General features: G+C 69.4%; 10 protein-coding genes. All 10 read right to left on the reverse strand.

Annotation, left to right across the window (positions count from 1 at the left end; genetic code table 11):
• Nucleotides 1-172 precede the first annotated feature (172 nt).
• On the reverse strand, nt 173-1,123 hold the full coding sequence (locus tag Q8Q85_03325) for an NAD-dependent epimerase/dehydratase family protein (GenBank protein ID MDP3773276.1): 951 nt from the start codon (nt 1,121-1,123) through the stop codon (nt 173-175).
• Nucleotides 1,124-1,241: 118 nt separating this feature from the next.
• Complete coding sequence (locus Q8Q85_03330; protein ID MDP3773277.1) at nt 1,242-2,405, reverse strand: LysM domain-containing protein; 1,164 nt, start codon at nt 2,403-2,405, stop codon at nt 1,242-1,244.
• Between the two features lie 7 nt (nt 2,406-2,412).
• Nucleotides 2,413-2,937 (reverse strand): single-stranded DNA-binding protein, encoded by a 525-nt coding sequence (ssb, locus tag Q8Q85_03335; GenBank protein MDP3773278.1) that lies wholly within the window; start codon nt 2,935-2,937, stop codon nt 2,413-2,415.
• A 94-nt stretch (nt 2,938-3,031) separates the two neighbouring features.
• Nucleotides 3,032-3,499 (reverse strand): ribosomal protein S18-alanine N-acetyltransferase, encoded by a 468-nt coding sequence (gene rimI / locus Q8Q85_03340; protein MDP3773279.1) that lies wholly within the window; start codon nt 3,497-3,499, stop codon nt 3,032-3,034.
• Complete coding sequence (gene tsaB, locus Q8Q85_03345; GenBank protein MDP3773280.1) at nt 3,480-4,121, reverse strand: tRNA (adenosine(37)-N6)-threonylcarbamoyltransferase complex dimerization subunit type 1 TsaB; 642 nt, start codon at nt 4,119-4,121, stop codon at nt 3,480-3,482. Before tsaB ends, rimI begins: the two co-directional genes overlap by 20 nt.
• Entirely contained in the window at nt 4,118-4,534 is a 417-nt protein-coding gene (gene tsaE, locus Q8Q85_03350; protein MDP3773281.1) for a tRNA (adenosine(37)-N6)-threonylcarbamoyltransferase complex ATPase subunit type 1 TsaE, read from the reverse strand. Before tsaE ends, tsaB begins: the two co-directional genes overlap by 4 nt.
• Nucleotides 4,512-6,596: an excinuclease ABC subunit UvrB gene (uvrB, locus tag Q8Q85_03355; GenBank protein ID MDP3773282.1), complete on the reverse strand. Its 2,085-nt coding sequence runs from the start codon at nt 6,594-6,596 to the stop codon at nt 4,512-4,514. Before uvrB ends, tsaE begins: the two co-directional genes overlap by 23 nt.
• Complete coding sequence (locus Q8Q85_03360) at nt 6,593-8,761, reverse strand: bifunctional (p)ppGpp synthetase/guanosine-3',5'-bis(diphosphate) 3'-pyrophosphohydrolase (GenBank protein MDP3773283.1); 2,169 nt, start codon at nt 8,759-8,761, stop codon at nt 6,593-6,595. The genes uvrB and Q8Q85_03360 overlap by 4 nt, the downstream gene beginning before the upstream one ends.
• Nucleotides 8,758-9,444, reverse strand: a complete 687-nt coding sequence (gene radC, locus Q8Q85_03365) for a DNA repair protein RadC (protein MDP3773284.1) — start codon at nt 9,442-9,444, stop codon at nt 8,758-8,760. Before radC ends, Q8Q85_03360 begins: the two co-directional genes overlap by 4 nt.
• Nucleotides 9,445-9,559: 115 nt before the next feature.
• The gene (gene secA / locus Q8Q85_03370; protein MDP3773285.1) at nt 9,560-12,874 is read right to left on the reverse strand and encodes a preprotein translocase subunit SecA; all 3,315 of its coding nucleotides are present in this window, start codon (nt 12,872-12,874) and stop codon (nt 9,560-9,562) included.
• Nucleotides 12,875-13,116 lie beyond the last annotated feature (242 nt).

Consider the following 13,116-nt stretch of genomic DNA (forward strand, 5'->3'; position numbering starts at 1 on the left):
GAAGGCGTCCCCCGCCCGCCGGATGCGACGGAACTGCCAGAGCTTGGAGAAGATGAGGAACCAGGATAGCGCGGAGAAGAGGGCAAGCACGATGAGGACGATCTTGGTCTCGACGCTCGACGTGGCGACCAGCTCCCACGAGGACGTCGGGACCGCACCGGCCACCTGCATCTCAGTCCGCCTCCTTGACTATCCATTCGTAAGTGGCGCGCAACCCGTTGTGCAGCGAGACCTCGGGACGCCACCCGAGGACGCGCTCGGCCTTCCCGATAGTGAGCGCATTGGCTCGGAGCTCGCCGCGGCGTTCCGGCGCGTGGTCCACGTTGACCTGGACCCCCGAGGCCGCGATCATCGCGTCGGCCAGCTGGTTCACCGAAGTCTGGACACCGGTGCCGATATTGAACGCCGGCCAGTCGAGCGAGCCATCCGGCTCGGGCAGCTTGGCGTCCGCGGCGAGGAGGTTCGCCCGCGCGACGTCGCCGCAGTAGACGTAGTCGCGGGTCTGCTCGCCGTCGCCGTAGATCGTGATGGCCCGCCGCTCCCGCAGCCGGCTGCCGAAGATGGCCACGACACCCGCCTCGCCGTGCGGGTCCTGCCGCGGTCCGTACACGTTCGCATAGCGCAGCGCCACCGACTCCATGCCGTACAGGTGGCGGTAGCAAGCGAGATAGTACTCCGCCGCGAGCTTCGTCACTCCGTAGGGCGAGAGGGGCAGCTTGGGCGTGGTCTCCACGTGCGGGGGCGGGCGCTCTCCGTAAACCACGCCGCCCGAAGATGAGAAGACGAAGCGCCGCACCCCACCGTTCCGCGCGCCCTCGATCAGGTTGAGCAGCGCGAGGACGTTCTCTTCCGCGTCGAGCACGGGGTCGGAGACCGAGACCCGGACGTCCACTTGCGCCGCGAGGTGGGTGACCACCTCGAAACCGCCCGTGACAACGAGGTCGCGCGCTTCCTCAGAACCGGTGTCGAGGCGCCGGAACTCGGCCCCCCTCGGCACGTTCTCGGGGCGCCCGCGCCCCAGGTTGTCGATGACCGTCACGGCCCAGCCTGCGGCGAGGAACGCGTCGGCGACGTGGGAGCCGGTAAAACCGGCCCCGCCGGTCACGAGCACCCGGCGTTTCACGCTGGCGCTACCTTCGTGGAAGGAGTTGGATGAAGCAGTGTGGCCCCGGACGAGACAGATCGGTACGGGCGGCCGGCGCGCCACCGCCGCACGCCCGCCGCCCGCGCCCGTCCGGTGCTCAGGAGGGCATCCGGCGGACCTGCCTCGCCGCCGCGCCGGCTCCGATGTCGGGCCGGGTGATCTCGATCAGTACCGCCGTTGAGGTGTGCTCGCGCGTGTTCACGATCAGCGCCCGGCCCTTGTCCTGCTCGACCGTGCCGACCCCGGAACGCGCGCTTCCCGTTATGGCGAAAACGTCTCCGAGCCGCACGCCTTCCTCGGCGCCGCGGTTGATGAAAAGGACGTCCTGGAGTCCGATGATCTCGCGGGTGTTGCGCAGGCCAACGACCTCACCGACGACTCCGTCCGTCACCTCCGCCGCGCGGGCGTTGGTCGGGAAGTTGAACGGCGCGACCTTGATGAGCGACTGCCCGTCCGTCAGCTGGCCGTAGATGGCGACCACGGTGGCGGCCACGTTGCCGTTGGCCGCGGCCGGCGACGAGACCTGGAGCAAGCCGGTCGGGTGTACGATCTCGCCGTAGCCGCGCAGCTCGCCGCCGCTACGGTACACCAGCAGCAGGTCGCCGCGCTGGACCGTCTCCCCCGGCGGCAGCGTGACCGCGACGTCGGAAAAGAGCTGGGCGCTCGTGCTGGTGGAAAGCCGGCGGATCGACGACGTCTGGATGTTGCCGACCACCCGGCCGGACGGCAGCGGATAGCCCTCGGTCAGGAAGCCGGCGGAGTAGTACTCGCCTGAACGCACCGCCCGATACGCACGCTGGTTCTGGATCTCTATGGCGTCCGCCGTTGGCCTCTGCGCCTGGTTCAGGACCGGCGAGAAGATGGTCGGCACGTGCATCGCGCGGGCCGGCGGAAGCGTCGGCCGCACGGTGTCGCCCGTGGGGGAGACCGTCACGTTCTGCTGAACGACCTGGCCCGCTGCCGGCTCCGGCTCAGGTTCGTCGGAGGGCACCAGCCGCAATTCCTCGCCCGGGAAGATCCAGTGCGGGTCTTCGATCACGTTGGTGTTCAGCCGGTAGATCTCGGGCCAGAGCAGTGCGTCCCCCAGGAACTGCTGCGCCAGCGACCAGAGTGTCTCGCCCTCCTGCACCACGTGCGTGGCCGGCGGCGGCGCCAAGGGCGCGGCCGCGGGCTGCTGTGGAGCCGGCGCGGCGGGGGCAGCAGGCTGTTGCGACACCGCCGGGCCGGCCAGCAGGCCGGCGAGCAGCGCCGCGCCGATCATCGATGCACTAGAACGGCAGATCGTCGTCCTCCTCATCGAGCGCCTCCGGAAAGTCGTCGAAGGATTCGGCCGACCCTTCCTTGCCCTGCTTGGCGTCCTTCTTTGCTCCGGCCGCGGCGGTGGGGGCGGCTGCACGCCGCCCCGTCTCTCCGCCCACTCCACCCGCGCCGCCCGCGCCGCCATCACCGCGGCCGGCGAGCATCATGAGCTCGCGCACGTTAACCTCTGTGACGTACCGAGTCTGGCCTTCCTTGTCCTCGTAGGTGCGGTACTCGATCCGCCCCTCGACGTACACGCGGTCACCCTTCTTGAGATACTTCTCGACCACGTCGGCGAGACCCGACCCCTTGTTGTTCCACACCACGATCTTGTGCCACTCGGTCTTCTCCTGCTTCTCCCCACCCTGCGTCGTCCACTGGCGGCTGGTCGCGAGCGAAAACGACGCTACCCGGCTGCCGTTGCTGGTGCTCCTGACCTCCGGGTCGGCCCCGAGGTTCCCGATCAGCATCACCTTGTTCAGACTGCGGCTCACATGCTCCTCCTGAGGACCGGCTCGGGTACCACGGACGTGACCCAACTATAGGAGCCACAAGGGGTTTTGTCAACCAAAACCAACGCACTTCGTATCATTTTCTTGCGGCTCCGGGGGCCAGATCGAGGGCCATCGTGAGGGCATCCTCACGAGGGTCGCGATAGTAGTCGAGGCGCGTCCCCAGGGGCACGAATCCGGCCCTCTGGTAGACCCCGATCGCGGCCTCGTTCGACCGGCGGACCTCCAGGAAAACGCGGCCTGCCCCCTCCCCGCGAAGCCACTCGAGCATCGCCGCGACCAGGGCCGTGCCCACGCCCCTTCGCAGCACCCGCGGCTCCACCGCGAGGTTCAGGATCTCGCCCTCGTCCGCGGCGAGGGAGCAGACGCAGTACCCGATCAGCAGCCCGCGCTCGTCGTGCGCCGCGAACCCGCGCACTGCGCGCTGCGCGAGCATCTCCTCGAACGAGCGCTTCGACCAGGGATCGGAGAAGACGCGCCGCTCGATCTCCGCGACCCGCGCGATATCGTCGGCGCGGAGCGGCCTAATCGATGGAGAGGCCATACCGGGCGAGATGGCGTGCTTCCGCCTCCGCGGGCCGGCCGTACACCGGCTCCCATCCGGCCGGCTCGGCGACCGGAAGGGCTCCGTTAGGCACGTTGACGAGCCCGAGCAGCGCGGCGGCCGACGCGTGCGTCCAGTCAGCGCGGACGAGCTCGCCCGACCGCGGCACGGGCGCGTCCGCCCGCGAGAGCTCCGGAGGCAGGAAGACCTCGATGACCGGCAGCCCCTTGGCGGGGAAACCATAGATGGCGCGATACACGTCGCCGCGCAGCGCGTCATAGGTCGCGAGCACCGCGCCACCGTGGGGCGCCGCGGCGCGCGCCGCGCCGAGGAGGGACGGCGCCCGATAGAGCGGCGCGCCGAGCGCGCGGCACAGCCCCTTGGCGAACGCGATGCCGATGCGGAGTCCGGTGAACGAGCCCGGCCCGTCGGCGACGACGACCCCCTCGAGGTCGGACGGGCGGGCCCCGCGTCCTTCCAGGAGCCGCGCCGTCACTCGTTCGATGTCGCGAGAGAGGTCCCGCCGGCTCTCGAGCACGACGTCCATGGCGGGCTCCCCGCGCGCCGAGAGCGCGAGCGTGGGCCGGTCCGTCGCGGTGTCCATTCCCAGCAGGAGGCTCACGGGTACTCCAGCCGTCGCCTGCCGGCCGGGCCGGGGTGCGAGAGCGCGATGCGATGGGTCAGCGCCGGCGCCGCGGCGCCCAGCCGCTCGGGCCATTCGATGAGCACGACCGTGTCCCGCTCCGCCAGCATGTCCTCGAAACCGAGATCGGCGGTGTCTTCGGGGCGCTTGATGCGGTACGCGTCAACGTGATAGACGGTGACCCGGCGCCCAGCGTACCGATGGACGAGAGCGAAGGTCGGGCTCGTCACCGGCTCGGCGACTCCCAGGGCCGCTGCGATGGCGCGCACCAGCGTGGTCTTGCCCGCGCCCAGCTCGCCGCTGATCCCGACCACGACGGGCGGCCGCAGCGCGCCGGCGAACTCGGCGCCCCACGCCGCGAGCTGCCGCTCATCGACGAGTGCGCTGCCCACGTCTGCCCCTCCCCGCCGTCCCGGCGGGCGCGCCGGCCGGCCGGCCCGTCGGCCCGCCCGCGGCCTTCAGGTCCAGTACCTGGTCCCGTATCTGCGCCGCCAGCTCGAAGTCGAGATCGTCGGCCGCGCGTCGCATCTCCCGGTCCAGCTCGTCCAGTATCTTCGCCCGCTCCTCCGAGCTCGCGTCGGCCCACGAATGCCCGGCCTGGGCGATCACCGAGAGCGGTTCGGCGCGCGGCACCGGGTCCTCGCGCGCGTCCGCGACCCGCGTGGTGAAGCGGATCTCGTCCACCGACTTCACGATCGAGCGCGGGGTGATCCCGTGCTCCGTGTTGTACCGCCGCTGGACCTCGCGGCGCCGGTCCATCTCCTCGAGCGCCGCCTTCATCGAGTCGGTGATGCGGTCGGCGTAGAGGATGGCCCGGCCCTGCACGTGGCGCGCCGCGCGCCCCACCGTCTGGATGAGCGCGGTGCGCGAGCGCAGGAACCCCTCCTGGTCCGCGTCGAGCACCGCGACCAGCGAGACCTCCGGCAGGTCGAGCCCCTCGCGCAGGAGGTTGATCCCTACCAGCACGTCGAACTCGCCGAGGCGCAGCCCGCGGACGATGTCCATCCGCTCGATCGCGTCGATGTCGGAGTGCAGGTACCGCACCCGCACGCCGACCTGGCTGAGGTAGTCGGTCAGGTCCTCCGACATCCGCTTGGTGAGTGTGGTCACGAGCACCCGCTCGCCGCGCCGCGCCCGCAGGCGGACCTCCTTGAGCAGGTCGTCCACCTGGCCCGCCACCGGCCGGATCTCCACCTGCGGGTCGATGAGGCCGGTGGGCCGCACCAGTTGCTCGACCACCACGCCGCCCGACAACCGCAGCTCCGCCGGGCCCGGAGTGGCCGACACGAACAGCACCCGCGGGGCCAGCTCGAGGAACTCCTCGAAGCGCAGCGGCCGGTTGTCGAGCGCCGACGGCAGCCGGAACCCGTACTCGACGAGGGTCTCCTTGCGCGACCGGTCGCCCGCGTACATCGCGCCCAGCTGCGGGACCGTCACGTGCGACTCGTCCACGATGACGAGGCAGTCCTTGGGCAGGAAATCCATCAGCACGGCCGGCCGCTCTCCGGGCGCGCGGCCCGAGATGTGGCGGCTGTAGTTCTCGATGCCGTGGCAGGTGCCGACCTCGAGCAGCATCTCGAGGTCGAAGTGGGTCCGCGACTCGAGCCGCTGCGCCTCCAGCAGCTTGCCCGCCGTCCGCAGCTGGATGAGCCGCTTGGCCAGCTCGGAACGGATCGCCGAGAGCGCGCGCTCGAGGTTGTCGCGGTTGGTGACGAAGAGCGTCGCCGGATAGATCGCGCACCGCTCGAGCTGCGCCACCGCCTTGCCGGTCAACGGATCGATCTTGGTGATCCGCTCGATGGTGTCGCCGAACAGCTCGATGCGGACCGCCTGCTCCTCGTAGGCCGGGAAGACCTCGATCACGTCGCCGCGGACCCGGAAGTTGCCGGGCTCGAAGGCGACGTCGTTGCGCTGGTACTGGATGGCGACGAGCCGCTCGAGGATCGGCCGGCGGCCCACGACCTCGCCCGTCACGAGGCGCACCATCTGGCCGCGGAACTCCGCCGGGTCGCCCAGGCCGTAGATCGCCGAGACCGTAGCGACCACCACCACGTCGTCCCGCTCCACCAGGCTCGACGTGGCGCGCAGCCGCAGCCGCTCGATGTCGGCGTTGATCGAGGCGTCCTTCTCGATGTAGGTGTCCGAGGACGGGACGTACGCCTCGGGCTGGTAATAGTCGTAGTAGGAGATGAAGTACTCGACGGCGTTGGAAGGGAAGAACGACTTCAGCTCGCCGTAGAGCTGCGCCGCGAGCGTCTTGTTGTGCGAGAAGACGATCGCGGAAAGGCCCAACTCGGCGACGACGTGCGCCATCGTCATCGTCTTGCCGGAGCCGGTGACGCCCAACAGCACCTGGTGACGGTCGCCGCGCCGGAACCCGCGCACCAACTCGGCGATCGCCCGCGGCTGGTGGCCCGCGGGCTGGAACGGCGCTTCGACGGTGAGACGGGTCACGCGTCGGGACGTTCGCGGCGGCCGACCTCCGCGATTCCTTTCACGCGGCGGATGGCTTTCATGACCTTGTTGAGGTGGGAGAGGTTCTCGACCTCGACGATGACGTGTCCCGTCGTGCCGCCTTCGCCGCTCTGCAGCTCGATATTGCGGATGTTGGTGCCGGCGTGGGCGATCGCGGTGCAGAGGTCGGCGTAGAGGCCGCGTCGGTCGTCACCCATCAGGCCGAGGCGCACCATGAAGACCTCGCCCTCCACCTCCTGCCAGTCGAGGTCCATTCGCCGCTCCGGCTCATCGCCCAGCGCGAGGAGGTTGGGGCAGTCCACGCGGTGGATGCTGATGCCGCGTCCCCGGGTCACGTAACCAGTGACCTTGTCCCCCGGCACCGGCTGGCAGCATTGCGAGTAGCGCACCATCAGCCCGTCCACACCCTCGATGCGAACGCCCTTCCCCACCCGCATGCGCTGCACCAGCCGGCCGATGGCGCCCGGCGCCGCGGGCTTCGGCTCCGCCTCGTCGGCGGAAAGGTCCGGAAAGATCGCGCGCAGTACCTGCCCCGTGGACACGTCGCCGCGGCCCAGGGCCGCCTCGAGGTGCACCCGGTCCGGGAAGGAGAAGCTCTGCGCCGCCTTCAGCACCTGGTCGTCGCCCGGCTTGGAGAGGCGGCGGCGGCGCAGCTCGCGCTCCAGTATCTCCTGGCCCAGCGCGACCGAGGTTGACTGCTCCTCCTGCTTGACCCACTGGCGGATCTTCTGGCGCGCGCGGGCGGTGTGCACGTGCTCCAGCCAGTCGCGCGAGGGACGCGCGTTGGGCGACGTCAGGATCTCGACCGCGTCGCCGTTCTTGAGCGTGCGGTGGAGCGGCGCGATGCGCCCGCTCACCTTGGCGCCCTGGCAGTGGAGACCCACCTCGGTGTGGATGGCGAAGGCGAAGTCGATCGGCGTCGCGCCCTTGGGCAGCTGCTTCACGTCGCCCTGCGGCGTGAAGACGAAGATCTCGTCCTGGTAGAGGTCGATGTGCAGGAACTCCAGGAACTCCTGCGGAGTCTGTGCCTCCTGCTGGCGGTCTAGCAGTTGCCGGAACCAGGTGAGGTGGCGGTCCAGGTCGTCGCGCGGGCGGCCCTCCTTGTAGAGCACGTGCGCCGCGATACCGTACTCGGCGGTGTGGTGCATCTCGCGGGTGCGTATCTGGATCTCGTAGAGGTGGCCGGCGGGGCCGAAGACCGTGGTGTGCAGCGACTGGTAGCCGTTCGACTTGGGCTGGGCGATGTAGTCCTTGATGCGCTCCTGGAGCGGCGTCCAATGGGAGTGGATGACGCCCAGAGCATGATAGCAGTCGGGCACCGTGTTCACCAGCACCCGGATCGCCATCAGGTCGTAGATCTCCTCGTACGGCAGGTTGCGGTTCAGGATCTTCTTGTTGATGGACCACAGGTGCTTGGGGCGGCCCGTCACCTCCACGTCGGCGATCCCGGCCCGCTCCAGCGCGCGCCCCAGCGGCTCGCGCATCCGCTCGACCAGATCCTCGCGCTCGGCGCGCTTGGCCGTGACCTTCTTCGCGAGCCCCTTGTACTCTTCGGGCTCCAGGAACTTGAAGGCGAGGTCTTCCAGCTCCGCGCGCACGTTGCCCATGCCGAACCGGTGCGATAGCGGGGCGTAGATCTCGCGCGTCTCGAGCGCGATGCGGCTCCGTTTCTCCTCCGGCAGGTGCTCGAGGGTGCGCATGTTGTGCAGCCGGTCGGCGAGCTTGACGATGATGACCCGCGCGTCCTTCGCCACCGAGACCAGCAGCTTGCGGTAGTTCTCGACCTGCTCTTCGGCGCTGGAGCGGAAGGTCAGGGTGGAGATCTTCGTCAGGCCGTCCACGATCGTGGCGACCTCCGCACCGAACTGGGCCTCGACGTCCGCGATCGTGACGTCGGTGTCTTCCACGACGTCATGAAGGAGGCCGCACGCGATGGACACCGAGTCGAGGTGCAGCTCGATGAGGATGCGCGCCACCGCGATGCCGTGAGACACCGCGTCCTCCCCCGACCAGCGCTTCTGGCCCCGGTGCGCCTGGGCGGAGAGCCGGTAGGCGCGCTCCAGGAGATCGAGGTCGAGCCGGTCGGCCAAGGGCTCCAGGACGTCGGAGAGCCCCGGAATGGCGGGGACGCGGACGGTGGTCACGGCAGGAGACCCGACTCCGCGAAGCTCACGTAGCGCCCGTGCCCGACCACGACGTGGTCGTAGACCGGCAGGTCGATGATCCGGCCCGCCTCGACGAGCTGCCGGGTGATGGCGCGGTCGTCGGCCGACGGGGTCGGATCGCCGGACGGGTGGTTGTGCACCACGATGATGCCGGCCGCCGCCTCCGCGATGGCGCCGCGGAAGACCTCGCGAGGATGGACCAGAGAGCTGTTCAAGATCCCCCGGGTGATCAGGAGGTCGCGCAGGACGGCGCTCTGGCTGTCCAGCGCGAGCACGTGGAACTCTTCGGCGGCGAGGTCAGCCAGTCGCGGCGCGTACCAACGGTACACGTCCGCCGCCGTCCGGATGCGCGGGCGCTCGCCTCGCCCTTCTTCCTGGAGCCGGCGGCCCAGCTCCAGCGCCGCCACCACGCGGGCCGCCTTCGCCTCACCGACGCCGGGCACCTTGGCCAGCTCGGGCGGGTGGCGGCGTGCCAGACTACCCAGCGCCGGTCCCCCTTCGGCCAGGAGCGTACCCGCCAGGTCCACGGACGACAGGCCCGAACGGCCAGTGGAAAGAAGGATTGCGAGGAGTTCCGTCGTGGTCAATGCACCAGCGCCCAGGCGGAAGAGGCGCTCGCGGGGGCGGTCGGTGACGGGGGTTTCGCGGATCAGCATCGGCATGGGCGCCAAAATAGGCCATGCTCTTCCAACCGACGGCGCTAAACCGTGCCGCCGAGTGGCGAATCTATGCGACGCGGGCCGACAGAAACATCTAGAGGGCCGAGCCGGCCGCGCGTCACATCCCCGCCCCGTGGCACTTCTTGTACTTCTTCCCCGACCCGCACGGACACGGATCGTTCCGCCCCACCTTCGGCACCGAGGCCCCGCCACCCATGCCAGCGCCGCCCAGGCCACGCACCGACCCGCCGGCCTGCGCGCCCGCGCGACCCGAAGGCGACCCGACCGCCTCGCGCGCATCCTCTGCGACGAAGTCCGATGCCGCGCCCCTCCCAAGCCGCCCTGCCGCCCCCTCCGGTGCCGGCCCGCTGAACGTCCGCGGCATCGGCTGCGGCGGCGGCGGCGGCCCGGCGCTCACCTGAACCTTGAGGAACTGCTCGGTGAACGTGCCGCGCAGGTCCGCCATGAGGTCCACGAACATGTCGTAGGCCTCCTTCTTGTACTCCACCAGCGGATCGCGCTGGCCCCACGCCCGGTACGTGATCGCGTTGCGGAGCTGGTCCAGGTCGTAGAGGTGGTCCTTCCACTTCTCATCGAGCGTCCGGAGCATCACCTGGCTCAGGATCTGCTCGGCCAGGTTCTCGAGGACCGTCTCGCGACCGGTGGCGTCCACCGAACGCAGGCCGCGGCCGTACTCGTCGAGCGCCTTGATCTTGCGCTGGAACGCCTCGCGCGCCCGGATCCGCACCACCTCGATCAGCTCGCCGCGGTTCGGGTAGCCACGCTGCTTCAGCTCCGGCACGGTCACCAGGAACTTCATCTGGAGCGCCTCGTGCAGGATCTCGAAGTCCCACAGCTCGGCGTGGCGCGACAGGGCGGTGACCTCGTTCACCGGCTTGTCCATGGCCGCGTCGATCATCCGGATCGCCTCGGCCTTCAGCTCTTCCCCGCCCTCCAGCGCGAAAAGGCGCAGCGAGTATATCACCTCCCGCTGCTGGTTCATCACGTCATCGTACTCGAGGAGCCGCTTGCGCGCCTGGAAGTTCTGGAGCTCGATCCGCTTCTGCGCCCCCTCGATGGATCGGGTGACCCACGGATGCTCGATGACCTCGCCTTCTTCGGCGCCCATCTTGTCCATCAGCCCGGCGATGCGGTCCGAGCCGAAGAGGCGCATCAGGTCGTCTTCCAGGGAGAGGAAGAAGATCGAGCCGCCCGGATCGCCCTGCCGCCCCGAGCGTCCGCGCAGCTGGCGGTCGATGCGCCGCGACTCGTGGCGCTCGGTTCCGACGATCGTGAGCCCGCAGGGCGGGTCCGTCTGGCAGCCCAGCTCCAGGATCTTCAGGGGGTCGAGGTCCGGCGTTTCCAACCCCTGGCCGAAGGGCGCCTGCCGCGCCGTGATGCCGCAGAACCGGCACTTGGTGACCCCCGGGCCCAGCTTGATGTCGGTCCCGCGGCCGGCCATGTTCGTCGCGATCGTGATGGCGCCCGGCTGCCCGGCCAGCGAGACGATCTCGGCCTCGCGCTGGTGGTACTTGGCGTTCAGGACTTCGTGCTTGAGGCCGCGGCGCTTCAGCATGCGGGACAGCGTTTCGGAGACCTCGACGCTCACCGTCCCCACCAGTACCGGCAGGCCGCGCTGGTTCTGCCGCTCCAACTCGTCCACGACCGCGTTGTACTTCTCACGCCGCGTCCGGTAGATGCGGTCGTGCCGGTCGATGCGCCGCACCGGCCGGTTGGTCGGGATGACCGAAACCTCGAGCCCGTAGATCTTGAAGAACTCCTCTTCTTCCGTCTCCGCCGTGCCGGTCATGCCGGCCAGCTTCCGGTACATGCGGAAGTAATTCTGGATGGTGACCGTGGCGAGCGTCTGGGTCTCGCCCTTCACCTGCACCCCTTCCTTCGCCTCCACCGCCTGGTGCAGGCCGTCCGACCACCGCCGGCCCGGCAGGATGCGGCCGGTGAACTCGTCCACGATGTAGATCTGGCCGTCCTGCACCACGTACTCCACGTCCTTCTCGTAGAGCGCGTGGGCCCGCAGCAGCTGGTGCACGATGTTCAGCTTCTCGCTCTTGGCGGCATAGTCGGCCTCGAGTTGCGCGCGCCGCTCCAGCTTCTGGTGCGGCGTCAGCTCCTCGTCGTGATCGACGCGCGCGACTTCTTCCGAGAGGTCCGGCACGATGAAGAGCATCGGATCCTTGGGCGAGAGCGCTTCGACCCCGATGTCGGTCAGGTGGACCGAGTGCCCCTTCTCGTCGAGGACGAAGTACAGCTCCTCCTCGGTGTGGCGGAGCTTCTGCTCCTTGGCGGGGAGCTTCCGGTCGGCGAGGTGATCGAGCTCGACGCGCTGCACCAGTTTCTTCGCGCCCTGCTCCTGCTGGAACTTGAGCAGCCGCTTGTGTTTCGGCATGCCGAGATGGACCTGGTAGGCCTTCACGGCGGCCCCGTACTGATCCCCGTCGGCCCAGAGCTTCTCGGCCTGCGCGATCAGCTCGCTGGCCACCTCGTTCTGCCGCCGCACCAGCCCGACCACCTGCTGGTTGACCTCGGCGTACTTGGTGTCCCCATCGTTCCCAACCGGACCCGAGATGATGAGCGGCGTCCGCGCCTCGTCGATGAGGATCGAGTCCACTTCGTCCACCATCGCGAAGACGTGGGCCCGCTGCACCCGCTGGGCGAGCGAGAACACCATGTTGTCGCGCAGGTAGTCGAAGCCGAACTCGTTGTTGGTGCCGTAAGTGATGTCGCAGTTGTAGGCGCCGCGCCGTTCCGGCGTGCCGGGCTCCGTGTCGTCGATGCAGCCCACCGTGAGGCCGAGCCACCGGTAGACGTGCCCCATCCACTGGGAGTCGCGCCGCGCCAGGTAGTTGTTCACGGTGACGAGGTGGACGCCGGTGCCGGGGAGCGCGTTGAGGTAGGCGGGAAGCGTCGCCACCAACGTCTTGCCCTCGCCCGTCGCCATCTCGGCGATCTTGCCCTCGTGCAGCACGATGGCGCCGATGAGCTGGACGTCGTACGGGACCATGTCCCACGTCAACTCGTGGTTCGTCACCATGACCTTGGTGCCTATCAGGCGCCGGCAGGCCTCCCTCACGGTGGCGAACGCCTCGGGGAGCAGCTCGTCGAGCATCTCCGCCGTGGCCTTCTGGAGCGCTCGCTCCTGCCCCAGCAGGTCCTGGTCGAGGCGGTCACGCTCATCAGGGTCCGCGCAGGCGTGCTTGGCGGCCCTGAGGCGCTCGACCTCGGCATGGATCGCGCCCGTCCGCTCCGTGATGCGGGCGCGGAACCGCTCGGTCTGCCTCTGGATCCCCTGGTCGGGCAGCGCGCGCAGCGCCTCCTCGTGGCGAAGGATCTCGTCCACGATCGGGCGCAGCTTCTTCAGTTCCCGCGAGAAGCGCGATCCGAAGACCTTCGCTACCAGCTGCTGTATCTGCATGCTAAGGTCTCGCGTTCACTGTCTGGTCCGTCCCGCTGGGCCCCGAAGGGCGGCCGTGCGCCTGTGCCCCTGTGCGCCTGTGCCCCTGTGCCCCTGTGCCCCTGTGCCCCTGTGCGCCTGTGCCCCTGTGCCCCTGTGCCCCTGTGCCCCTGTGCCCCTGTGCCCCTGTGCCCCTGTGCCCCTGTGCGCCTGTGCCCCTGTGCGCCTTTTCACTGATACAGATGATGCCGCGCGATATGGTC

It is taken from the genome of Gemmatimonadales bacterium (assembly GCA_030697825.1).
Taxonomy (GTDB): Bacteria; Gemmatimonadota; Gemmatimonadetes; order Gemmatimonadales; family JACORV01; genus JACORV01.

What these genes read in the sequence shown, in the direction of transcription:
- Q8Q85_03330 (MDP3773277.1), bottom strand. Translation starts at nt 2,405, where the DNA reads ATGATCGGCGCGGCGCTGCTCGCCGGCCTGCTGGCCGGCCCGGCGGTG.
- rimI (MDP3773279.1), bottom strand. Translation starts at nt 3,499, where the DNA reads ATGGCCTCTCCATCGATTAGGCCGCTCCGCGCCGACGATATCGCGCGG.
- radC (MDP3773284.1), bottom strand. Translation starts at nt 9,444, where the DNA reads ATGCCGATGCTGATCCGCGAAACCCCCGTCACCGACCGCCCCCGCGAG.
- secA (MDP3773285.1), bottom strand. Translation starts at nt 12,874, where the DNA reads ATGCAGATACAGCAGCTGGTAGCGAAGGTCTTCGGATCGCGCTTCTCG.